This is a genomic window from Catellatospora sichuanensis (assembly GCF_007483665.1).
Lineage (GTDB): Bacteria > Actinomycetota > Actinomycetes > Mycobacteriales > Micromonosporaceae > Catellatospora > Catellatospora sichuanensis.
Genome location: NZ_ML660190.1, coordinates 170,065 through 191,581, shown reverse-complemented (window position 1 = coordinate 191,581; position 21,517 = coordinate 170,065). Strand labels below are relative to the sequence as shown.

The following is a 21,517-nucleotide window of genomic DNA, read 5'->3' as shown; positions in this document are numbered from 1 at the left end:
ATTGGACCAGCGCCACAGCATCCTTACGGAACTGTTCGGTGTACTGCGAAGGGCGTGCCACCAGGACATCCTTCCTCCTGGCCATCCTGCCAGGGATCAGGGTGTCCGGCCCGAAGGTGGAAGCTCAGTGATCTGCTGCCGGACTATGTCCGCAAGTTGCTTCCATGCGGGTCGATCGCTAGAGCGGTCGATCGTGGGGCCTTGCTCGCTCATGCCACAGAGTGTAAGGCGGTTGCCCGGTTATGGACATGACCGGTTAACCGGTCTACTCTGACGGATACGCGGCAGGGGGGTCCTAGAGCGCACCTCGGGGCCCCTCAGCCGCACCTTTGCCAGGGCAAACACCGGGGAGGGGATCGACGTTGCTGCGGATCTTCAATCGATGGAGACGCTTAGGGGTAGACCCCGAGAAGGCGCGTTCGGCCGACTGGGCGCGGCTGAGCTGTGAGGGGAAGAATTTCACTCCCTCCGGCGGTTGGGCGGAGACAGACACGTCACTACTGACGACAATCCGTGACCGCCTCCGGGATCAGGAGACGTGACCGGTGGACAGTCCTCGGGGTGGCAGGTTCGGCAACGCACAGTGGCAGGCGGGAGCGTGGCGCGCTCCCTCTAACTGGATCGTGTACGACGGTGCACGGGTGTCCCTCGGGGATACGGTGATCGTCATCTGTGAGGCTCAGGGCCTCAACGGCGAGACGTGCGACATCGTGAGTGTCAGTGGCACCAACGGCTATCCGGGCGTTCAGCCGCCAACAGGCCCGGTCGTGTTCGTCCACCCCAAGGACATACTCCGCCGAGCGGAGAAATGAAAGAGGGCCCCCGGAGGGGCCCTCTTTTTTAGGCGTTGAGCGTGCTTACCGCGTTGAAGATGTCCAGAGCCTTGCCGTACTTTCCGGCTGCCTTGCACATATCCACAAGCTGACGGCTGAGGTTCGCCTTGCGGAACTGACCGTAGGGCAGGATCACCCGGACGTGCGTTCCGTCCCGCATCTGCCCGTAGCAGTAGGAGACATCCCACCAGGCAAGGCCCCGGTCACTGATCAACCGGAGGCGGGTGATTTTCACCAGGTCCCGGTTGGCGAGCCAAACGGGCTTGCCGTGGTCGATGCTCTCCCGAATCCGCACAACCTCATCCGTGATGGGGTTCGTCTGCTGGATGCCGTAGCGGGTCGCGTCGAACTGGCCCATTGCCATTCTCCCTCTGTAGTTATCAACCCGTCAGTCCGGGCTGATCTCCCTTGCTGACATTACAAATATAAGCTTCGCGTGTAAACGCTGTCAAGCCGAGGGACAAAAAAAGTAGGGCCCCCTGGTGGGGGCCCTCTCTGTCGCGTCTCCGGTCAGTCAGCCTCAACCTCCCTCGTGTCGAACGCAAGGGACGTGTAAACGGTGGCATGGTGAAAGTCCATCGACTCAGCACCGACAGACCAGAAGGCAGCACCAACCGCGCTGTAAAGCTCGCTAAGGGCCGTGGGGGCATCGGGGTAGTCACCGGTAACGGTGACCCCGATTCGGTCGGTGCCGTGAGCGATCGTGGCTCCGTAGGTAGCTAGCCGGCCACCGGCCCTGTCAATCTGAACCTCCGTGACCGGGGCGGTAGTCGTGTACTCAAAAACAACGTGATAGTCCATGGTTCTCCTGTCCTCTGTCCCGTTTAAACGGCCTGTTGCCCTCTAACGGGAGAAGGGGCCCCGTAGGGCCCCCTCTGTTGCGCTTAGATGATAACCCCTGCCTTACGCGCTGCCGCAACACTGTTCTGCAACGCTCGGGCTTCTGAGTTCCGGCTGACCCACTGAGGACGCTTGCTCGCGTCCACCGGGTAAAGCATCCAACCGTGAAGAACCTTCTTGACCTTGAGGCCCTGAGCCTCAGCAGCCTTGAGAATGTCCTCTGGCTTCTTCATCGCCGCTCCCTGTGTAGTTGTCAATCTTGCTGACACAGGAAGCTTATGTTTGTAACAGTGCCCTTGTCAAGGCGGTTACAGATAATAGTTTCAGGGCAGAAAGAAGGGGCCCCGTGGGGCCCCCGTCTCCCTACTTGTGCGCCGCGTCGAACGCAGCCACGACATCCCCCGCGATACGGCCCCGGTCCGACACGCTGTAACCCTGCTGTTTGGCCCAATCGCGTATGGCCTGCTGCTGCTCCTTGGAGCGCTTGTCGCCCACGGGCTCAGCGGTGGACTTTCCGCCGGCCGAACCGGTGTGGTACCGGCCGATACGGGTAGCGACTCCCACGAACTCAGCGAGAACCTTGCGGAGCTTGGCCTCGTTCTTCTCACCGAGGTCAATCTCATAGGCGACCCCGTCAAGGCCAAATTTTATGGTCTTCGCTCCCTCATCGCCGTTGAGGTCATCTTTGTAGAGGACAATCGTTTCACGAGCCATACCGGCACTCCTACGTCATTAGGTCGATTGCTGCGCGGGCCACACTGTACCAAAAGAGTAGGCACCCGCAAACGATCGTAGCCCAAAACGCTAACCGCTCAACGGCCGTTGGCGCGGCTGAGGGCCTGGCGGATACGGCGGGTGTTCTTCTCAGCCTTACGCGCACTCTTGACGGCGCGCTTGTCAGTGCTCTTGATGGTTCGGGACATTTCAGCGTTGCTCCGCTTCACTGGTTGGGGTGATGTTACAAATGATAGCTTCAAGTGTTGGAAAAGGGGCCCCCGTGGGGGCCCCTCCTGTTACGCGCTGACTCGGGCCTCTCGGGCCTTCACCTTGTTCTCCGTAGCCCAGTGGACCCCGCCGAACGGGCCGTCTCCGTAAACCACGTACTCAGCGATCAGAACCCCGCCGTAACCCTTGACCCACCGGCGGCTCCGGACAACGCCCTTGACGTACCGGCGGTGAAGCTCCCCGGTGGCTCCGTCAATGAAGCTGTTGTTAACCGTGACGGCCTCGCCTACCTGGTAGGCAAACAACTGAGCCATTTCCGTGCTCCCTCTGTTGAGTTGTCATCCCTTGCTGACAGGTCCAACGTTACACATGTAAGCTTCAGGTGTCAACATCGTTTAAACGGTTTGACCCCCGGAGCGTTTAAACGCCCTGGTCGTGCCCGGTGTCCCGTCCGTCACATTCGTTTAAATGCCACATTGTTTTATCGATGAGCAAGACGTTAGGATCACTCACATGTCAGCTAGAGAGTTTTGGGCAGGGGACCGCCCCGCGTACCTTTACGGCCAAGTTGCCGGGTACGCACGTGTGAGCATGTTCATCCTCGGTTCCGTCTCGGCGGAAGCTCAGATGGAGGAAGAGTCAGCGGAGGCCAAGCGTCGGGGACTCCCCGAGCCTGTGTGGTACATCGACCGTGACCGGTCCGCGAGCGATGAGCGGAAGCCTCGCCCGGAGTTTGATCGTCTCATGGCGGACATCAAGGCCGGTAAAATCCTCATCGTGATTGCCCGTAGCTCTGACCGGTTCGTGCGCCGGCCACGGGAGCTAGAAAGCGTCATCGATATCCTGAGTGCTCGTAACGTCCCGGTGTTCTTCACCCGTGACAGTGACTATGACCTCAGTACGGCCGGAGGCCGGGAGACTGCCCGTATCAAGGCGGCGATTGCCCGTGGTGAAGTTGAGCGCATGTCGGAGCGCATGAAGTCTTCATCCGCCCAGCGCGCCAGGCAGGGGGTTCCCCGGAAGGGGCATAAGGCGTTCGGCTATACGTTCGGGAACAAGGCTGACGGAACGCTGACCTACGTAAAGGTTGCGAAGCAAGCGGAGGCTATCCGGTGGGCCTGTGACTACCTCATGAAGGGTGGCACCCTGGCGGGTGTCGCGCGGGAGTGGAATACGCGGACCCTCCGCAACGGGCGAGGCAACGAGTGGGATTGGCTCGGTGTCAAGCAAGCGATGCTTAACCCTGCCCTCGGTGGCTTCCGGTACTACCAGCCGGTTTCGATCCTCACCCCGGAGGGGCGCAAGAGGAAGGCCCCCTGGCAGTGTGAACTTTTGCCGGGCAACTGGACAGGCATCCTGACGGAGACGGAGTATCGGGCCCTCCGTACGGTGCTGACCTCCACCAGGTCACAGGCAGGGAACAACAAACGCCACCTTGGGGCGGCCATCTACCGGTGTGGTGTCCACAACGACGGAACCACGATGAAGAGTAATCGGCGCACTACCGGGCTTAGTTACATCTGCCGGGAGTCGTCTCACCTTCAGATCCCCGGTGACAAGGTGGATGAGTTCGTTCGGGAGATGCTTCGTCGGGCCCTGACGGACCGGAAGGTGTTCGATGCTGCGTTCGGTGCTTCCGCCGTGGCGGTGGACGTTGAAGCGCTCAACGAGCAGCGTAAGGCTGTCCAGAAGCGGCTAGACGACTTGATCGATAGTCACGATGAGGGGCGAATCCCCATCTCGGTGTTTGAGCGGAGTTCCACCAGGCTTTCCAGGGAGCTTGAAGACATTGACAACAAGCTTGCCGATGTCAAGGAGGTCACTCAACGTATCGTGCGGCTCACGTCGTTTGAGGAGATCGATGAGGCCCTGAGTGATCTTGACCTGACGCAAGAGCGTCAGCTTTTGAACGATGTGTTTACGGAGATTTGGATCTTGCCCGTGGGCAAGGGTTACGTGTTCGATCCGATGGACCACGTTCGGCTAACGGACCGTACCGGGCGCGTATGGCCCACGTGGCTTAAGGAGTGGGAGCAAGCGCGGAGCTTCACCCGTAACCCCGCACTCACGAAGCGGGAGCCTCACGGCATGAACTGACCCCGGCACCACGCGACACAGAAGGCCCCTCCGGGGGCCTTCTTCTGTTTCCGCAGGTCAGGGCCCTGTTTTTTATCGATGTGTATGTCCCCGTACTCGTGGGTGCTTCCGATCAGGTGCAGTCGTGCCATCAGGGGCCGTCCCTCCTCGTCCGATGCCGCACATCCTCACCCGGTGGGGGCCTGCGGGTCCAGCCGCCGGACCGTCCGGGACGGGCTGCGCCGATCGGGCACCGCACCTACGAGTATCGAAAATCGTCGACCTGCTCCAGGGGGCGTGGATAGCTTCTGGGCTCCATTCCCTCCGGAGAGGAGCCACGCCCATGGCTCTGCAACCACCCCGCGGCCGTACGCTCGCGGCCGCCACGCTGCTGCTCCTGACGACGGTGCTGACCGGCTCGGCCACCGCCCGCCCCGCTGATCCGGCGCCGGAGTTCCGCGCGTTCGGCGCGGACGCCAAGCCGATCGTGCTGCCCGCCGACGAGCCCGACCGCGGCCTGGTCCACAAAGGCCTGACCGCCGACACGACCGGCCCCTGCGTCGGCGGTATGCGTGTCGTCGCGGTCACCCCGGTCATGTGCACCCACGGCCCGGACGCCCCGCCCGCGGGGCTGGCCGTGCACCGGCGCATCCCCGCCACGCAGGCCCTGTCCGCTCCGGCGGCGCTCGCCGCCTGCGAGGGCGACGGGGTGTCCGGCCGCCGCGTCGAGGTGCTCTACGTGCACGGCAACACCAACCGGTACGAGCAGTACAAGGAGACGTTCCGGACCCTCGCCGAGGGCATGGACGTGATCTACCACGAGAGTGCCCGGGAGACCGGCGGCGAGCGGCACATCCGCTTCGTCACCGAGAACGTCGGCGGCGCGTGCCGTCCCGTGGTGCGCCGGGTGCAGGTCGCCCAGTCGGCCCTGGCCGAGTTCGGGGCCAGCGTCAACGCGGTGCGGGCGCAGGGCTACCAGCGCACCGACCGCAAGTACGTGATGCTGGTCGAGGCGAACGTGTACTGCGGCATCGGCGGGTTCGCCGGGGACACCCGCAAGACCGACGACAACCGGTCCAATTTCGGCCCGGAGTACGGCCGGTCCGACAACGGCTGCTGGACGGCCGCGGTGGCGAGTCACGAGCTGGGGCACAACCTCGGCGCGGTGAACAACAACGCCCCCAACGCCTCCGGCGGCGCGCACTGCACCGACGAGTGGGACGTGATGTGCTACTCCGACGAGCCGAACCACCCGCCGATGCGCTTCATCTGCGGCGACCGGGCTCACGACCAGCGGCTGGACTGCCGGCACGACGACTACTACAGCACCAGCCCGGCGGCCGGGTCCTACCTGGCGAACAACTTCAACGTCGCGGACAACCTGTTCCTCATCCGCGGCGCGGGCACGCCCGCGCGGTCGATCGTCAACCCGGTCTCGGGCCGCTGCCTGGACGTGTCCGGTGGGCGTACCGCCGACGGCACCAGGATCCAGCTGTGGGACTGCCTGAACAACCCGGCGCAGCAGTGGCGGCCGGTAGGCAACACGCTGGTCAACCCGAACTCCGGCAAGTGCCTGGACGTGGCGGGGGCGAGCACCGCCGACGGGGCCGAGGTGCGCCTGTGGACCTGCCTGAACAACTCGGCGCAGCAGTGGATCATGCAGGCGGACGGCAACATGGTCAACCCGGCGTCGGGCAGGTGCCTGGACGCGGACGCCTGGGGCACGGCCAACGGCACCCCGACCATCCTGTGGACGTGCGGCTCCGGCCCGCAGTCCAACCAGGTCTGGTTCTGGCGCTGATCCCCGGGCCTGGGCGCACGTCCTGTTGAGAAGGGCACCTTCTGCCTCGGTGAGCGAGCCGACGAAGGTGCCCTTGCTCCGTCCGATCGAGCATGCTTATGGCGAATGCGGCTGTTTGGGGGTATTACGCGGTCCTGCGGGCTGACAATCGACCGAGACCTTGGCGTCGGCGGAGGGTGCACGGTGGACTTCATCCAGCAGTCGCTGATCGACCCGATCAGCGCGTTCCTCTGGAACTACGTGCTGGTCTACCTGCTCATCGGCGCGGGGCTCTACTTCACCCTGCGGACCAGGGCCGTGCAGTTCCGGCTCTTCCCCAAGATGATCTCCGAGATGCGCGGGTCGCGCTCCGGCGAGGACACCGGCGTGTCATCGTTCCAGGCGTTCTGCGTGGGACTGGCCTCGCGGGTGGGCACCGGCAACATCGCCGGGGTGGCCATCGCGCTGACGCTCGGCGGGCCCGGTGCGATCTTCTGGATGTGGGTCGTCGGCCTGGTCGGCATGGCGACCGCGTTCGTGGAGGCGACACTCGCGCAGGTGTTCAAGGTGCGTGGACCCGACGGCGCGTTCCGCGGCGGCCCCGCCACCTACATCCAGCGCGGGCTGGGCTCGCGGCCCTGGGGCAAGGTCTTCGCCGTGCTGCTGATCCTCACCTTCGGCATCGCGTTCAACATGGTGCAGGCCAACACGATCGCGGACGTGGTCAGCACCCTGCGCTCCAGCGAGCGCCAGCTGGGCATCGCACTGGTGCTGGTGCTGGCGACCGCGCCCGTGCTGTTCGGCGGCATCCGGCGCATCGCGCGCGTCGCCGAGCTGGTGGTGCCCGTCATGGCGGCGATCTACCTGCTGCTGGCTGCGCTGATCGTGCTGCTCAACCTCGGCGAGGTGCCGGGCATGCTCGCCACCATCGTGAAGTCGGCGTTCGGCCTGGACCCGGCCGCGGCGGGCGTCGCGGGCGGGCTGAGCGCGGCGCTGCTCAACGGGGCCAAGCGCGGCCTGTTCTCCAACGAGGCCGGCATGGGCAGCGCCCCGAACGCGGCGGCCACCGCGACCACCACCCACCCCGCGCGGCAGGGCCTGATCCAGACGCTGGGCGTCTTCGTCGACACCATCCTGATCTGCACCGCGACCGCGTTCATCATCATGCTCGGCGGAGAGAACGTGTACCAGCCGGGCCAGGCCAGCGCGAACACCGGCGCGTCACTGACCCAGGCGGCCGTCGCGGCGCAGCTCGGCGGCTGGAGCAACTGGCTGATGGCGGTGCTGGTCACCGTCTTCGCGTTCTCGTCGATCCTCGGCAACTCGTCGTACGCCCTGGTCAACCTGGACTTCCTGCGCGCGAGCCCGGCCGTGGAGACGGCGTTCCGGATCGTGGTCCTCGTGGCGGTCGCGATCGGTTCGGTGGTGGCGCTGGAGCCGGTGTGGGCGCTCGCGGACGTCGCGATGGCGCTCATGGCGCTGGTGAACCTGACCGCGATCCTGCTGCTCGGCAAGTGGGCGTTCGGGATGCTCGACGACTTCGAGGCGGCGGCCCGCCTCGGCCGGGAGCCCGTCTTCACCGCGACCGGCAACCCGCACCTGCCCCGGCCACTGGTCGGCGACGTCTGGCCCTAGCCGCCCGAACGTCGGTCGTGGCACCCGAGATCGCCCGACTTGCCTGGCACCTGTGGGTATCTTGCACGCGGATTCGCCCATGTGCCAGGCAAGTTCGACGATCATGCGGGGAGGCGGCGACGAGCGCTGGAGTTGGCGCGGACAGCTCGGGGCGGGGTCAGCGGTGGTGCGTCAGTGCCAGGATTTCGGCGGCGGGACGAAGGTCTCGCGTGGCCGCTGACACCGCCGCGGCCTGCGCGGTGGACAGGGCCGCGGCGTTCAGCCGGAACTTCAGGTCGAGGTCGCCGGCGCTCAGCGGGTGGGCCTCGCTGCCGCGCGACGCGTCGACCCGGTGCTCCAGCAGTTCGCCGCCGGTGGTGCGCACCCGCAACACGGCCGCGAACGCGTTCGGGAAGATCTCGGTGGCGCGTTCGTCGGCCACGCAGGTCACCCGCGCCGCCAGCGCGAGCACCGCCTCGTCGAGGTCGTGGAAGTCGGCGGTGCCCACGCCCAGCCCGCTGCCACCGAGCAGGGCCGCCGCGACCGTGTACGGCCCGGAGAACTTCCCGTGGTAAGCCGTCTGCGGCCGTGCCTTCTCCGCGGCCGGTTCGGCGATCGTGCGCAGCACCGGCGCGGCCACCCCCAGTTCCACCGACGCCACGTCGGCGGCGCGCAGCCCGGCCGCCCGCAGTGCCAGGGCGCAGTCGATGCCGGGATGGGTGAAGTGGTTGGTCGGGTAGGGCTTGTAGACGGTCCGCGACAGCTCCCACCGCTCACCGAGCCCGCCGAGCAGGGCGTCGGCGTCGAAGACCCCCGAGGTGTACGCGGCGAAGAAGCCGAACCGCCCCTCCAGCACCGTCGGCGGGCCGGTGAGCCCGTCGGCGGCGAACACGGCGGCGCTGACCCCGGCGTGCGCCGCCCAGCCGCAGTGCGTCTTCTTGACCGTGCCGCCGGTGCGGTTGGCCTCCAGCAGCCCCGCGCCCATGGACGCCGCGATGCCCATGGCGTGCCCGATGCCGCCCGCGTCCAGCCCGTACAGCAGTCCCGCGGCGGCGGCGCCGCCGATCGTGCCGCAGATCGAGGTGGCGTGCAGGCCCCGTTCGAAGAAGACGGAGTTGCGCAGCTCCCGGTCGTACGCGGCCATGCCGAGCCGGTTGCAGATCTCGATCCCGGCGGCGACGGCGCGGACCAGCGCGGGCCCGTCCGCGCCGGTGGCCTCGGCGGCGGCCAGCGCGGCGGGCACGATGCTCGCGCTCGGGTGCAGCACGGACGGCAGGTGCGTGTCGTCGAAGTCGAGCGCGTGCGCCATGACCCCGTTGACCAGCGCCGCGGCGGGCGCGGGCAGCCGGTCGCCCGCCCCGATCACGGTCGCCTCGGGCGTGCCGCCCCAGCGCCGTACCGACGCGAGCACGGCCCGCACCGCGGGATCGTCCTGCGCGGCCAGCGCCAGCCCGAGGATGTCGAGGATGCGTTCGGGCACACCGTCGGGGATCTCGGCGTCACGACAGCCCACGGCGAACTCGGCGAGCCGGGCCACCGCCGTGTTCGCGGACGTCGTCGATGCGCCGGATCCAGTGGAATCGCCGACCGGGCCGGGCGCGGCGACGGGTCCGGTGGTCACGTCCGCACCGCGCGGAACGGCGCGTCCGGCGGTCATGCGAGCACCGCCAGCGGGCGCACCGGGGCGCCGGTCGCGCCGACCAGGGGCAGCGGGTTGAGCACGAGCAGGATCTCGCGTGCGCCGGTGGCCAGCAGCGGGTCCAGGTTCATCGTCTCGATGATGTGTACGCCGTGTTCGACCAGCAGCACCCGGTGCGCGGGCAGCACGGCGTGGCCGCGCCCGGCGGGGATGTGCTCGAAGGCGATGGTCTCCGCGCCGACGGCGGCGGGGGAGTGGGCAGCGAGCCAGCGCGCGGCCGCCTCGTCCGGACCCGGGGTGCCGTCGCGGGAGCCGATGAAGGCGTCGTGTTCGGACCAGCGGCGGGACCAGCCGGTGCCGATGAGGATCACCTCGCCGGGCGCCAGGGTCAGGCCCGCCGCGGCCCGGTCGAGGTCTTCGGGCGTGATCGCGTACCCGGCGGGCAGCACGTCGGCGCCGTGCACGCGGGCCACGTCGAGGACCACGGCGCGACCCAGGTAAGGCGGAAACGTGTCGATGCCGAGGTCGCTGAAGCCCAGGTGGGACTGCAGCGGGCCGGCCGGTCGGCCGCCGTGCAGCAGCCCGTCCTGCGATACGTGCGACAGCGCGTCGACGTGCGTGCCGACGTGGCCGCCGGTGACGATCAGCTCGTTGGCGGCGGACCCGCCGTCGGGCCGCGTCATGTCGCCGTGCCGTCGTTCCAGCGCCATCCGGAACGGCGGATGGTTGGGCGACTGCGGCATGCCCCGCCGCATCGGCTGCGCCAGGTCGATCACCTGCCGCCCGCGCAGCGCCTCCCACGGCGTGACGGTCCTGCTCGGCGTCGCGGTGCCGTTCCGGGTGGTGGCAGTCGGCGTCGGCCGCCCGCTGGGTGCGGGCAGCAGTGCGTGCTGGTCCTGGTCGAGGCCCTGCATCAGATCACTCCGGTGTCGCGCAGTGCGGTCAGCTCGTCCTCGGTCAGGCCGAGCCGTTCGCGGTAGACGGTGTCGTTGTCCGCGCCGCGGGGCCGTCCGGTCCAGCCGATCCGGCCCGGCGTCTGCGACATGCGGTAGAGCACGTTCGGCATCCGCAGCGGGCCGAGCACCGGGTCGTCGACCGTGGTGATCGAGTCCAGGGCGGTGAACTGCGGGTCGGTGAACACGTCGGTGATGTCGTAGATCGGCGCGACCGCGGCCTGGGCCTCGTCGAACGCCTTGGCCACCTCGTCCAGGTCGCGCTGGGCGATCCAGTCGCCGACGTGGGCGTCCAGTTCGTCGGCGTGGGCGGCGCGGCCCGCGCCGGTGGCGAACCAGGGTTCGGTGATGACCTCGGGGTGGCCGACCAGGTGCATGACGCGTTCGGCGATGGCCTGGGCGCTGGTGGACACGGCCACCCACCGGCCGTCGCGGGTGCGGTACGTGTTGCGCGGCGCGTTGTTGACCGAGCGGTTGCCGGTGCGCTGCTGCACGAGCCCGAGCTGGTCGTACGCCATGGCCTGCATGCCCAGCACGGTCAGCATCGGCTCGACGATGGCCAGGTCGATCACCTGCCCGGTGCCGCCGCGCGCGTCGCGGTGGTAGAGCGCGGTCATCACGGCCTGTGCGCAGGTCAGCGCGGAGATGCCGTCGGCCAGTCCGAACGGCGGCAGGGTGGGCGGCCCGTCGGGCGCGCCGGTGATCGCCGCGAAGCCGCTCATCGCCTCGGCGAGCGTGCCGAAGCCGGGCCGGTGGGCGTACGGGCCGTGCTGGCCGAACGCGGTGACCCGGGCGATGACCAGACGCGGGTTGACCTCGTGCAGCACCTCGGGGGACAGGCCCCAGCGCTCCAGCGTGCCGGGCCGGAAGTTCTCGATGAGCACGTCAGCTTCGGACAGCAGGCGCTTGGCCAGCACTGCCCCCTCGGCGCGGCCGAGGTCGAGGGTGACCGTCTGCTTGTTGCGGCCCAGCATGGTCCACCACAGCGGCACGCCGTCGCGGGACGGGCCGTGTCCCCGGGAAGGGTCGCCCTTGGCCGGGTGCTCGATCTTGATCACATCCGCGCCGTAGTCGCCGAGGATCGTCGCGGCGAGGGGTCCGGCGAAGAGGGTCGCGGCGTCGACGACGGTGACGCCGGACAGGGCGGCGGGCGGCATGGGGGAACCGTACACGCCCTACCCTCAAAAAGGAAACCTCGTTACAGTGTGCGAAACGCACTCCTGGGAGGATCGCCGTGGCACGATACGATCTGCTGGTCAAGGCCGGAACGCTGGTGCTGCCGTATGTCGGCACGGTACGCGCCGATCTCGCCGTACGCGACGGGAAGATCGCGGCGATCGGTGACGACCTCGACCCGGCCTCGGCCGAGCAGGTGCTCTCCGCGCAGGGCCGGCTGGTGTTCCCCGGCGCGGTGGACGCCCACTACCACCTGGGCATCTACCGGGACCTGGCGCTGGACGCGGCCGAGGAGACCCGCTCCTCGCTGGTCGGCGGGGTGACCACGGTGCTGTCCTACTTCCGCACCGGTCAGCACTACCTCAACCGCACCGGTCCGTACGGCGAGATCTTCCCGCAGGTGCTGGACGCGGTCGCCGGGCACGCCTGGACCGACTACGGCTTCCATCTCGCGCCGATGGACACCGCGCAGGTGGGCGAGGTGCCCGCGCTGATCGACGAGCACGGCGTGAGCTCGTTCAAGTACTACATGTTCTACAAGGGCTTCAACCTCTCCGCCGACTCCCGTGATGCCAAGTCGTTCACCATGAGCGACGAGTACGACCTCGGTCACCTGTACCAGATCATGGAAGCGGTCGCGGCCAACCAGCGCGACGGCCGCCGGGTCTCGCTGTCGCTGCACTGCGAGCAGGCGGAGCTGATGCGGCTGTTCATCGACCGGGTCCGAGCCGCGGGCGACCCGCAGACCCTGAAGGCGTACTCCGACGCCCGCCCGCCGCTGACCGAGCAGGTCGCCATCGGCGAGGCGACGACGCTGGCCGGCGCGACCGGCTGCCCGGTCAACCTGCTGCACCTGTCGTCGGCCGAGGCGATCGCCGCGGCTGCCGCGGCCAAGGCGACCGGACGCCTCGACCTGCGCTGCGAGGTCACCCTGCACCACCTGTGCCTGGACCACGAGAGCCTGGACCGCCGCGGCGGCCTGGGCGCGAAGGTCAACCCGCCGATCCGGTCCGTGTCGGACACCGAGGCGCTGTGGGCCGCGGTGCTGGACGGCACCGTGGACTGGGTGGCCTCCGACCATGCCTGCTGCCTCGAGGAGAACAAGGGCGACCAGCTGTGGCCCGCGCTGCCCGGCTTCGGCGGCACCGCCCTGCTCTACCCGATCCTGCTCAGCGAGGGCATGCACAAGCGGGGCCTGTCCCCGCAGCGCGTCGCCGAGCTGGCCGCGGGCAACCCCGCGCGCGCCTACGGGCTGGCCGGGCGCAAGGGCAGCCTGATGGTGGGCATGGACGCCGACCTGACCATCGTGGACCCGGAGCTGGAGCAGGAGGTCACCACCGACCTGCTGCTGTCCGGCCAGGACCACTGCCCGTTCGAGGGCCACAAGGTCAAGGGCTGGCCGGTCGCCACCGTCGTCGGCGGCCGCCTCGCCTACCGCGACGGCGTGGTGGTCGGCACACCCTCGGGCCGTTTCGTCGCCCGCTGACCCTTTGCATGGTCGTCGGCCCACTCGGGCCGTCCCCGCCGACCGCCGGACGGGGTAGGCGCCCAGGCCTGCTCGTTTCGGGACGCTCAAGCGTCCCGAAACGAGCGGCTGCGGGAGAGATGTGGCCGCCGGAGCGACCACAGATGTCGAGACCTGCGGATCGGGCCTGGTTCAATCTTCAAGGAAACGGAACAGATGCAGGCGGTGCCCGTCTGGATCCGTGATCGTGAACTGCCGATAGCCCCATTCCGTGTCCCGGGGCGGCTCGACCACGGGCACCTGCCGGCCGGTGTACTCCGACATGGGCGGGCGGGAGCAGGCCGATCTCGTCATAGTGCCGCAACGTCGGCACGCTGAGCCCTGTGGCCAGTGCAAACCTGCCGATCGGCCACAGCTCCTGCAAGGTCTCGCGAGTCACGACCTCGATTCGTGATCTCTCCAACGGCCTGAGAGTCAAGCGGCACATTCTCGGCACCGGTATGTCGAGGCAGACGGACGTGCCCGGGTCGTCGCGCGTCGGCGCGTCGGCCCGGGCACGTGCCGGTCACATGCCGTCGCCGGTCCATTCGCCGCGGGAGCGCGAACGCACCGGCAGCGTGGAGATGACGGGCAGGTGGTCGTGGTTGTGGTCGTCGTAGTTCTCGGCGTGGCCGCCCCACTTGACCCACTCTTCGGTGGTGTACCAGTTGATCAGCTCGCCGTCCGACCGGATGATCCAGTCGATGTCGGTCTCGGCGATGAAGTGGCCGTGCTTCACCCCGGCCGGGCGGAAGCAGTACGTGCCGTCGTCGATGTCGCCGAAGTTGTACGCCATCTTTCCGCCGAGCGTGTAGAACTCCTCGTAGCACGGGTGGTGTGCGAGCCGGTGGTCCGTCCAGCCCTTCTTCGCCCGGATGAGCCGGGTGTAGAAGCCGGTCTTCGGGTCGCGGTGCAGCAGCTTGATGTACAGCGGGGTGAGGGGCCCGACGCTGGGCGCCTCGGTCCACTCCATCTTGTTGGAGTCCACCACGGTCGCCTCGCCCACGGCGTCGGCCCACCGCCGCGCGTCGGGGTCGAACCCGCAGTCGCCGTACTCGCGCCAGTGCAGCACCCGGCTGCCCTCGCGCACCTTGATCCAGTCCATCGGCACGCCACGCGGGACCTGCACGTAGCCACCGGCCCCGATCTCGGTGCCGCCGTAGTTCAGGGACCCCGACACCACGTAGAACTCGGTGTTCGCGTGCGGCACCCCGCCCCCGCGGCCCCAGTCGGCGGGGAAGTCCAGCGACAGCGAGGACGAGCCGTCCTCCTCGTCGACGGACAGGCGGCGCTCGCGCACCTTGCCCTCGCCGTACGGCAGCTCGCCGACGTGCCAGATGTAGTCGTCCTCGTGGATCAGTTCTACGTGCGCTCTCACTGCGGTTCGCTCCTCAACTGTCGTTTCAACACCTTTCCGGCGGCGTTGCGGGGCAGCGCGCCGGGGAATTCGTACGACTTGGGCACCTTGTAGCCGGCCAGCCGGGTGCGCAGGTGGGCGTCGAGCTCGGCGGGCGCGACGGTCTCGCGGCACACCACGTGCGCGACGATCCGCTCGCCCCAGTGCTCGTCCGGCATCCCGACGACGGCGGCCTCGACCACACCGGGGTGCGTGACCAAGGCCTCTTCGACGTCACGGGGATACACGTTGACGCCGCCGGTGATGATCACGTCCTTCTTCCGGTCGACGATGGAGATGAAGCCCTCGTCGTCGACCACCACGATGTCCCCGCTGGTCAGGTACCCGTCCGGGGTCGTGCAGGCGGCCGTGGCGGCGTCGTTGTCCAGGTAGCCGTTCATCAGGTACGGCGAGCGGCTGAACAGCTCGCCCGGTGTGCCGGGCGGCACCGGCTGCCCCTCGTCGTCGACGACGCGCACCTGCGTGGCGAACCACGGGTGGCCGACGGAACCCGCCTTGCGGCGGGCGTCGGCCGGGCGCAGGTTCGTGATCACCCCGGCCTCGGTGGAGCCGTACAGCTCGTGCACGCCGACGCCGGGGAACGCGTCGAGCACCCACTCCTTGAGCGGGCGGGGCAGCGCGGCGGCGTTGAAGTACAGGGTGTCCAGGCTGGACAGATCGGCGTGGGCGGCCGGTTCGGCGGTCAGCGAGCGGATCAGCTGCGCGTGCGTGGGCACCAGGAACACCGACTGCGCCCGGTCGCGCGCGATCATCTCCAGCACGTTGCCCGCGTCGAAGCTGCGCAGCATGCTGACCGTGCCGCCGCAGAACACCGCCGCGTACGCGAACGCGAACCCGGCCCCGTGGTACATCGGCGCGACGGCGATGGTGCGCCGCCCCGGCCCCAGGCCCCACTCCAGCGCGGCGGCATAGAAGGTGAGCACCCGCGAGCGGTGCGAGATCTGTACGCCCTTCGGATCCCCGGTGGTCCCCGAGGTGTACGCGACGCAGAACGGGTCGCGCTCGGACACCGCCGCCCACGGGTCCCGCGCGTCGGCGGCCGCCAGCACCTGCTCGTACTGCTCGCCGACGGCGACGGACACGTCGAGCGCGGGGGCGAGATGGGCCAGCGCCTCGTCGGCGAGGATCGCGCGGGCTCGGGAGTGCCCGACGATGAACTCGATCTCCGGTCCCGCCATGCGCGGGTTGAGCGGCACCAGCACCAGCCCGGCCTTGGCCAGCCCGGCGGCGATCTCGGGATACTCCAGGCGGTTGCCGAGCAGCACCGCCACCCGGTCGCCGGCGCGCAGGCCGCGGGCCAGCAGCGCCTGCGCGAGCCGGGACGAGCGTTCGTCGAGCTGGGCGTACGTCAGCCGCCGGTCGCCGTCGACGACCGCCGCAACGGTCGGCGTCGCGCGGGCGAACTCGCGTACGCCGCCGGCGATGGTAAGGTCCGCGCCTCCCGGTAGCACCATGCGCGTAATGGAAACACCGTTTCCATTCTGAGGCAAGGGCTGGTTCAGCCGGGCGGGAACATCCCGGCGCGGCCGAGCATGGCCGGAGCCGTGATGCCGAGCCGTTCGGCGATCCAGGCCCCGGTGGCGGCCAGGCCGTCCAGCCGGACGCCTGCCTCCATCCCGGAGCGCTCCAGCAGGTAGGCGAGATCCTCGGTGGCGATGTTGCCGGTCGCGGCCGGGGCGAACGGGCAGCCGCCGATCCCGCCGGTGCTCGCGTCCAGCGCCGGCACCCCGTGCTCCAGTGCGGCCAGCGCGTTGGCGTACCCCGTGTTGCGGGTGTTGTGGAAGTGCGCGCGCAGCGCGACGTCCGGCGCGACCTCGCGTACGGCCGCGACCAGCGCGGCGACCTGGCGCGGCACGCCGACGCCGATGGTGTCGGCGAGACAGATCTCGTCCGGCCTCGTCTGCGCTCGGGCGACCAGCGAGGCCACGTGGTCGGCGGTGACCTCGCCGGTGAACGGGCAGCCGAACGCGGCGGCGACGGTCAGCGTGGTGCGCAGCCCGGCCGCGCGGGCGTCCGCGGCGACGTCGTCCCACTGCGCGAGGGACGCGGCGGTGGTCATGCCCTGGTTGCGCTGCGAGAACTCGTCGGTGGCGACCAGTACGTAGTTGACCTCGTCCACGCCCGCCGAAGCGAGCGCGCGGTCGAGGCCGCGCCGGTTGAGCACCAGGCCGATGTAGGAGACGTCCGCGCGCCGGGGGACCGCGTCGAGCACGGCTTCGGCGTCGGCCATCTGCGGCACCCGCGCCGGGTGGGCGAACGCGACGGCCTCGACGCGGCGCACTCCCGCGGCGATCGCGCGCGTGATGTACTCGACCTTCACCTCGGTGGACAGCAGGGTCTTCTCGTTCTGCAGCCCGTCGCGCGGGCCGACCTCCACGATCTCCACGACACCCTCGGTTCCTCTAGCGAAACAGCGTTTCCAAAGCATAGGATGCGGCCGTGACTGGGGCACTATCCGACATCAGGGTGATCGAGACGGGCACGCTGCTGGCCGGCCCGTTCTGCGGCCAGCTTCTCGGCGATTTCGGCGCCGAGGTCATCAAACTCGAAGACCCGGGCAAAGGCGACCCGATGCGCCAGTGGGGCCGGGAGAAGCCGCACGGGCAGTCGCTGTGGTGGCCGGTGGTGGCCCGCAACAAGAAGTCCGTCACCTGCAACCTGCGCGTCAAAGAGGGCCAGGACCTGGTGCGCCGCCTGGTCGCCGACGCGGACGTGCTGCTGGAGAACTTCCGCCCCGGCACCCTGGAGCGCTGGGGGCTGGGCTGGGACGAACTGTCCGCGATCAACCCGCGGCTGATCCTGGTCCGGGTCACCGGCTACGGCCAGACCGGACCGTACGCGCCACGGGCCGGGTTCGGCTCGATCGGCGAGGCGATGGGCGGCATCCGCTACGTCACCGGCGAACCCGACCGGCCACCGTCGCGCTCCGGCATCTCGCTGGGCGACTCCCTCGCCGCCACGTATGCCGCCTACGGCACCCTGGCCGCGCTGCACGCCCGGGAGCGCACCGGCGTCGGTCAGGTCGTCGACTCGGCGATCTACGAGGCGGTGCTGGCCATGATGGAGTCGCTGCTGCCCGAGTGGGCGGTGGCGGGCTACCAGCGCGAGCGCACCGGCGCGGTGCTGCCGAACGTCGCGCCGAGCAACGCCTACCCGACCGCCGACGGCACCGAGGTGCTGGTCGCCGCGAACCAGGACACCGTCTTCGGGCGGCTGTGCGAGGTCATGGGGATGCCGGAGCTGGCCGCCGATCCGCGGTACGCCACGCACGGCTCCCGCGGCGCGCACCAGGCCGAGCTGGACGACCTGATCGCGGCGTGGACGCGTACCCAGCCCGCGGACAAGCTGCTGGCCGCGCTGCACGAGGCCGGGGTGCCCGCGGGCGGCGTCTACACCGCCAAGGACATGCTGGCCGACCCGCACATCGCCGCCCGTGAGGCGATCGTGCGCGTGCCGCACCCCGACTTCGGCGAGCTGCCCATGCAGAACGTCGCCCCGCGGCTGTCCGCCGACCCCGGCTCGGTGCGCTGGGCCGGGCCCGCCCTGGGCCAGCACAACGACGAGGTCTACGGCAACCTGCTGGGGCTGTCCGAGCGGGAGCGGGCCGAGCTGCGGGAGCGGGGCGTCATCTGATGGCGCTGGACGCCGACTACGCGCAGGCCGGATTCGCCCGGCGGCTCGGCTGGGGCGTGCGGCCGGCGGTGCTGCTGGTCGACCCGGTGGCCGCGTACACGGCGGATGGTTCGCCGCTGCGGCTCGACACCGGGCAGGCCGCGCTGGAGGCGATGGCCGCGCTGCTGGCGGCCGCGCGCGCGGCCGGGCTGCCCGTGGTGCTGACCGGCGTGCGGTACGCCGACGCCAGTTGCGCCGAGGCCCCGCTGTTCGCCGCGAAGGTGCCCGCGCTGGCGGCGTTCGCCGCGGGCAGCCCGCTGGGCGAGTTCCCGCCGGAGGTGGCCCCCGCCGCAGGGGAGCACGTCGTGCTCAAGCACTACGCGAGCGCGTTCGCCGGAACCTCGCTGCCGGCCTGGCTGACCGCGAACCGCGTGGACACGTTGGTCATCGGCGGCTTCTCCACCAGCGGCTGCGTGCGCGCCTCCGCGGTCGACGCGCTGCAGCACGGGTTCCGGCCCATGGTGGTGCGCGAGGCCTGCGCCGACCGCGACCCCGGCCCGCACGAGGCCAACCTGTTCGACCTCGACGCCAAGTACGCCGACGTGGTCGGCCTGGCCGAGGCGCTGTCCCGGCTGGTCCGACCGCAGTAGGACGCCCCGGCCCGGTGCGCGGGCCGGGGAGTGTCCAAAGCAGGTCAGGACTGCGGCATCAGCACGGTGTCGACGAGGTACACGGTGCCGTTGCGGGTCTGCACGTTGCCGCAGACCACCTTCGCGCTGTCGTTGACCTTGAAGTCGGCGCCGCTGCCGGACACGGTCAGGTCCTGGCCCTCCAGGGTCTTGTGGGTGCCCGCGAGCTGCTCGGGCGCGGTCTTCCCGGCCACCACGTGGTAGGTCAGGATCTTCGTGAGCAGTTCCTTGTCGGCCAGCACCTTGTCCAGGTCGGCCTTCGGGATCTTCGCGAAGGCGTCGTTGGTCGGCGCGAAGACGGTGACGGCTTCGGCGTTGTTGAGCGTGTCGACCAGGCCGGCCTGCTTGACCGCGGTGACCAGCGTGGACAGCAGCGGGTTGCCCGAGGCGGCGGTCGCCACCGGTTGCTGGGCCATCGCCTCGAAGCTGCCCGGGTTGTTCGGGTCCTTCGGTACGGCCGCGCAGCCGGACCCGAACTCCTCCGCGGCCATCGCGGCGGTGTCCGTGCCCGTGGGCTGGGTGGCCATGGTTTCGGTGCCGCAGGCCGTCAGGGCCAGCGTGAACGCAAAGGTGCCGGCGGCCGCGAGCGCGGTCAGCCTCCTCTTGCCGAGCATGTCGGTGTCCTTCCTCCGGTGAGACTTCAGGAGGGATTCGGCACCGGGCTCGGCATGGTTTGGTCAGATCGCCGGATTTTTTATTTTTCTACTTTCTGAGCACTTTGAGAGATTTTTTCGGGTGCCTGATAAAGCCCGTCGATCACGGACGCGTACTTGCGGACGATCGCCGCGCGGCGCAGCTTCAGCGTCGGCGTCAGCTCGTCCCCGCCCGGCGCCCACACCGCGTCGAGCACCTCGTACCGCTTGATCTGCTCGACCCGGGACAGCTCGGCGTTGCCCGCGGCGACCCCCGCGGCGATCGCGTCCGGCACCGCCGCCGCGCCGTGCCGGGCGGTGAACGACGCCACGGCCTCCGGGTCGGCCACGATCAAAGCCACGTTGTACGGACGCCCGTCACCGACCACGACCAGCGCGCCGATCAGCGGGCACGCCGACTTGACCACGCCCTCGATGTTGGCCGGGGACATGTTCTTGCCCGCCGCGTTGATGATCAGTTCCTTCTTCCGGTCCACGATGGACACGTAGCCGTCGGCGTCGATCGTGGCCACGTCCCCGGTGCGCAGCCAGCCGTCGAGGTCGAACGCGTCGGCGGTGCGGGCGAGGTCGCGGTGGTAGCCCCGGGTCACCAGCGGTCCGCGGATCAGCAGCTCGCCGTCGTCGGCCAGGCGCACCTCGACCCCGGGCGCGGGGATGCCGACGGTGCCGGGACGGATCGCGCCGGGCGGGTTGAGCGTGCTCGCGCCGCAGGTCTCCGACATGCCCCAGATCTCGCACACGGGCAGCCCGAGGGCGAGGAAGAACTCCAGCACCGGTACGGGCAGCGCGGCCGCCCCGCACATCGCCCAGCGCATGCGGTCCATGCCCAGCCGGGCCAGCACCCGGCCGAGCACGAGCCGGTCCGCGACCCGCGCCAGCGCCCGCGAGGCCGGGCCGCCCCGCCTGCCCCGGCCCCAGCGCAGCGCCAGCCGGAACGCCCACCGCCGTGGCGCGGGCGCGTCGAGCAGGGCGTCGGAGATGCGGGCGCGCATCTTCTCGAACACCCGCGGGACCGCCGCCCAGTACGTCGGGCCCACCTGGGCCAGGGCCGCGCCGAGCTGGGTCAGGTCGGCCAGGCAGGTGATGCGCGCGCCGTAGAGCAGCTGCAGGTAATGGCTGGCCAGGCGGTCGGCGACGTGCGCCGCGGGCAGGTAGGACAGCCCGTGGTCGGCGCGGTGCAGCGGGAACAGCGCGGTCACCGCGTCCGCCTCGGCCAGCAGGTTGGCGTGGGTCAGCTCGACGCCCTTCGGCGGGCCGGTGGTGCCCGACGTGTAGATGAGGGTGAGCAGGTCGTCGGGCTGCACGGCACGCCACGCGGCGTCGAAGTCGAAGCCCGGTTCGGCCAGCGCGCACAGCTCGTCCAGGGTCATCGTGCCGTCGGGCCGGCCGTCCACGCAGACCAGGTGGTCGTAACCGGCCCCGCTGGCGGCGATGCGCGCCGCGTACTGCTGCTCGCAGATCACGATCCGAGCCTGCGCGTTGTCGAGCACGTGGGCGATCTGCGACGGTGAAGAGGTGTTGTAGACCGAGAACGGCACCGCGCCGAGATGGATCGCCGCCGTGTCGGCCAGGTGGAACTCGGGCCGGTTGGCCAGCATCAGCGCCACGGTCTGCCCCCGGCGCACCCCCGCACCCGCCAGGCCCGCCGCGATGGCGCGCACCCGCGCGCCGTATTCGCGCCAGGTCAGCTCCACATCAGAGCCGTAGGCCCCGAGCGCGACGGCGTCGGGCTGCACGGCTGCGGTGGCCTGGAACGCCGCACACAGGGTCGTGGGGGTCATGCTGT

20 protein-coding genes and 1 pseudogene are annotated in these 21,517 nt (G+C 69.5%); 6 read left to right on the top strand and 15 right to left on the bottom strand.

Annotation, left to right across the window (positions count from 1 at the left end; genetic code table 11):
• Positions 1 to 840 precede the first annotated feature (840 nt).
• The 5 genes from FLL47_RS12730 to FLL47_RS12710 all read right to left on the bottom strand — a co-directional run bounded on the left by FLL47_RS12730 (position 841) and on the right by FLL47_RS12710 (position 2,932).
• Positions 841 to 1,191, bottom strand: coding sequence for a hypothetical protein (locus FLL47_RS12730; protein ID WP_144120702.1), 351 nt, complete (start codon positions 1,189 to 1,191; stop codon positions 841 to 843).
• Positions 1,192 to 1,343: 152 nt separating this feature from the next.
• Positions 1,344 to 1,634, bottom strand: coding sequence for a hypothetical protein (locus FLL47_RS12725; protein WP_144120701.1), 291 nt, complete (start codon positions 1,632 to 1,634; stop codon positions 1,344 to 1,346).
• A gap of 83 nt (positions 1,635 to 1,717) precedes the next feature.
• Positions 1,718 to 1,906, bottom strand: coding sequence for a hypothetical protein (locus tag FLL47_RS12720; RefSeq protein WP_144120700.1), 189 nt, complete (start codon positions 1,904 to 1,906; stop codon positions 1,718 to 1,720).
• Positions 1,907 to 2,036: 130 nt separating this feature from the next.
• Positions 2,037 to 2,387, bottom strand: coding sequence for a histone-like nucleoid-structuring protein Lsr2 (locus FLL47_RS12715; protein WP_144120699.1), 351 nt, complete (start codon positions 2,385 to 2,387; stop codon positions 2,037 to 2,039).
• A gap of 299 nt (positions 2,388 to 2,686) precedes the next feature.
• Positions 2,687 to 2,932, bottom strand: coding sequence for a hypothetical protein (locus FLL47_RS12710; RefSeq protein WP_144120698.1), 246 nt, complete (start codon positions 2,930 to 2,932; stop codon positions 2,687 to 2,689).
• Between the two features lie 199 nt (positions 2,933 to 3,131).
• Between FLL47_RS12710 and FLL47_RS12705 the strand changes: the two genes are divergently transcribed.
• The 3 genes from FLL47_RS12705 (at position 3,132) to FLL47_RS12695 (ending at position 8,109) form a co-directional block, all read left to right on the top strand.
• Entirely contained in the window at positions 3,132 to 4,715 is a 1,584-nt protein-coding gene (locus FLL47_RS12705; protein WP_186315694.1) for a recombinase family protein, read from the top strand.
• Between the two features lie 322 nt (positions 4,716 to 5,037).
• Positions 5,038 to 6,495, top strand: a complete 1,458-nt coding sequence (locus FLL47_RS12700) for an RICIN domain-containing protein (RefSeq protein WP_144120696.1) — start codon at positions 5,038 to 5,040, stop codon at positions 6,493 to 6,495.
• Positions 6,496 to 6,678: 183 nt separating this feature from the next.
• Positions 6,679 to 8,109, top strand: coding sequence for an alanine/glycine:cation symporter family protein (locus tag FLL47_RS12695; RefSeq protein ID WP_144120695.1), 1,431 nt, complete (start codon positions 6,679 to 6,681; stop codon positions 8,107 to 8,109).
• Between the two features lie 157 nt (positions 8,110 to 8,266).
• Here FLL47_RS12695 and FLL47_RS12690 read toward each other — a convergent pair whose 3' ends face one another.
• Genes FLL47_RS12690 through FLL47_RS12680 form a run of 3 tightly spaced genes read right to left on the bottom strand, consistent with a single transcriptional unit; the run spans position 8,267 to position 11,837 of the window.
• The gene (locus FLL47_RS12690) at positions 8,267 to 9,745 is read right to left on the bottom strand and encodes an MmgE/PrpD family protein (RefSeq protein ID WP_144120694.1); all 1,479 of its coding nucleotides are present in this window, start codon (positions 9,743 to 9,745) and stop codon (positions 8,267 to 8,269) included.
• Positions 9,742 to 10,641 carry a cyclase family protein gene (locus tag FLL47_RS12685; protein ID WP_144120693.1) on the bottom strand — a complete coding sequence of 300 codons (900 nt, stop codon included), beginning with the start codon at positions 10,639 to 10,641 and terminating at the stop codon, positions 9,742 to 9,744. The genes FLL47_RS12690 and FLL47_RS12685 overlap by 4 nt, the downstream gene beginning before the upstream one ends.
• On the bottom strand, positions 10,641 to 11,837 hold the full coding sequence (locus tag FLL47_RS12680; RefSeq protein WP_144120692.1) for a CaiB/BaiF CoA transferase family protein: 1,197 nt from the start codon (positions 11,835 to 11,837) through the stop codon (positions 10,641 to 10,643). Before FLL47_RS12680 ends, FLL47_RS12685 begins: the two co-directional genes overlap by 1 nt.
• Positions 11,838 to 11,914: 77 nt before the next feature.
• On the opposite strand from FLL47_RS12680, the gene FLL47_RS12675 reads away from it, so the two are divergent.
• Complete coding sequence (locus FLL47_RS12675; RefSeq protein ID WP_144120691.1) at positions 11,915 to 13,342, top strand: dihydroorotase; 1,428 nt, start codon at positions 11,915 to 11,917, stop codon at positions 13,340 to 13,342.
• A gap of 171 nt (positions 13,343 to 13,513) precedes the next feature.
• Here the strand turns inward: FLL47_RS12675 and FLL47_RS45145 are convergent, their stop codons facing one another.
• From FLL47_RS45145 to FLL47_RS12655, 5 genes and pseudogenes are all read right to left on the bottom strand, one after another.
• The gene (locus FLL47_RS45145; protein ID WP_425457686.1) at positions 13,514 to 13,645 is read right to left on the bottom strand and encodes a VOC family protein; all 132 of its coding nucleotides are present in this window, start codon (positions 13,643 to 13,645) and stop codon (positions 13,514 to 13,516) included.
• A gap of 13 nt (positions 13,646 to 13,658) precedes the next feature.
• A pseudogene (locus tag FLL47_RS45140) lies at positions 13,659 to 13,808 on the bottom strand (MerR family DNA-binding transcriptional regulator); the annotation flags it as partial.
• 78 nt (positions 13,809 to 13,886) lie between these two features.
• Positions 13,887 to 14,738 (bottom strand): DUF4437 domain-containing protein, encoded by an 852-nt coding sequence (locus tag FLL47_RS12665; protein WP_186315693.1) that lies wholly within the window; start codon positions 14,736 to 14,738, stop codon positions 13,887 to 13,889.
• Positions 14,735 to 16,231, bottom strand: coding sequence for a class I adenylate-forming enzyme family protein (locus FLL47_RS12660; RefSeq protein WP_144120688.1), 1,497 nt, complete (start codon positions 16,229 to 16,231; stop codon positions 14,735 to 14,737). The genes FLL47_RS12665 and FLL47_RS12660 overlap by 4 nt, the downstream gene beginning before the upstream one ends.
• Positions 16,232 to 16,275: 44 nt before the next feature.
• Positions 16,276 to 17,163: a hydroxymethylglutaryl-CoA lyase gene (locus FLL47_RS12655; RefSeq protein WP_222106047.1), complete on the bottom strand. Its 888-nt coding sequence runs from the start codon at positions 17,161 to 17,163 to the stop codon at positions 16,276 to 16,278.
• Between the two features lie 53 nt (positions 17,164 to 17,216).
• Between FLL47_RS12655 and FLL47_RS12650 the strand changes: the two genes are divergently transcribed.
• Positions 17,217 to 18,410, top strand: coding sequence for a CaiB/BaiF CoA transferase family protein (locus FLL47_RS12650; protein ID WP_144120686.1), 1,194 nt, complete (start codon positions 17,217 to 17,219; stop codon positions 18,408 to 18,410).
• Positions 18,410 to 19,039 carry an isochorismatase family protein gene (locus FLL47_RS12645; protein ID WP_144120685.1) on the top strand — a complete coding sequence of 210 codons (630 nt, stop codon included), beginning with the start codon at positions 18,410 to 18,412 and terminating at the stop codon, positions 19,037 to 19,039. The genes FLL47_RS12650 and FLL47_RS12645 overlap by 1 nt, the downstream gene beginning before the upstream one ends.
• 44 nt (positions 19,040 to 19,083) lie before the next feature.
• Here FLL47_RS12645 and FLL47_RS12640 read toward each other — a convergent pair whose 3' ends face one another.
• Both FLL47_RS12640 and FLL47_RS12635 read right to left on the bottom strand, forming a co-directional pair.
• Entirely contained in the window at positions 19,084 to 19,692 is a 609-nt protein-coding gene (locus FLL47_RS12640) for a fasciclin domain-containing protein (protein ID WP_144120684.1), read from the bottom strand.
• 80 nt (positions 19,693 to 19,772) lie between these two features.
• On the bottom strand, positions 19,773 to 21,512 hold the full coding sequence (locus FLL47_RS12635) for an AMP-binding protein (protein ID WP_144120683.1): 1,740 nt from the start codon (positions 21,510 to 21,512) through the stop codon (positions 19,773 to 19,775).
• Positions 21,513 to 21,517 lie beyond the last annotated feature (5 nt).

Bases quoted from the DNA above. Each gene is read 5' to 3' on its own strand.
- FLL47_RS12730 (WP_144120702.1), bottom strand. From the start codon at position 1,191: ATGGGCCAGTTCGACGCGACCCGCTACGGCATCCAGCAGACGAACCCC.
- FLL47_RS12725 (WP_144120701.1), bottom strand. From the start codon at position 1,634: ATGGACTATCACGTTGTTTTTGAGTACACGACTACCGCCCCGGTCACG.
- FLL47_RS12720 (WP_144120700.1), bottom strand. From the start codon at position 1,906: ATGAAGAAGCCAGAGGACATTCTCAAGGCTGCTGAGGCTCAGGGCCTC.
- FLL47_RS12715 (WP_144120699.1), bottom strand. From the start codon at position 2,387: ATGGCTCGTGAAACGATTGTCCTCTACAAAGATGACCTCAACGGCGAT.
- FLL47_RS12710 (WP_144120698.1), bottom strand. From the start codon at position 2,932: ATGGCTCAGTTGTTTGCCTACCAGGTAGGCGAGGCCGTCACGGTTAAC.
- FLL47_RS12705 (WP_186315694.1), top strand. From the start codon at position 3,132: ATGTCAGCTAGAGAGTTTTGGGCAGGGGACCGCCCCGCGTACCTTTAC.
- FLL47_RS12700 (WP_144120696.1), top strand. From the start codon at position 5,038: ATGGCTCTGCAACCACCCCGCGGCCGTACGCTCGCGGCCGCCACGCTG.
- FLL47_RS12690 (WP_144120694.1), bottom strand. From the start codon at position 9,745: ATGACCGCCGGACGCGCCGTTCCGCGCGGTGCGGACGTGACCACCGGA.
- FLL47_RS12685 (WP_144120693.1), bottom strand. From the start codon at position 10,641: ATGCAGGGCCTCGACCAGGACCAGCACGCACTGCTGCCCGCACCCAGC.
- FLL47_RS12680 (WP_144120692.1), bottom strand. From the start codon at position 11,837: ATGCCGCCCGCCGCCCTGTCCGGCGTCACCGTCGTCGACGCCGCGACC.
- FLL47_RS45145 (WP_425457686.1), bottom strand. From the start codon at position 13,645: ATGTCGGAGTACACCGGCCGGCAGGTGCCCGTGGTCGAGCCGCCCCGG.
- FLL47_RS12660 (WP_144120688.1), bottom strand. From the start codon at position 16,231: ATGGTGCTACCGGGAGGCGCGGACCTTACCATCGCCGGCGGCGTACGC.
- FLL47_RS12645 (WP_144120685.1), top strand. From the start codon at position 18,410: ATGGCGCTGGACGCCGACTACGCGCAGGCCGGATTCGCCCGGCGGCTC.
- FLL47_RS12640 (WP_144120684.1), bottom strand. From the start codon at position 19,692: ATGCTCGGCAAGAGGAGGCTGACCGCGCTCGCGGCCGCCGGCACCTTT.
- FLL47_RS12635 (WP_144120683.1), bottom strand. From the start codon at position 21,512: ATGACCCCCACGACCCTGTGTGCGGCGTTCCAGGCCACCGCAGCCGTG.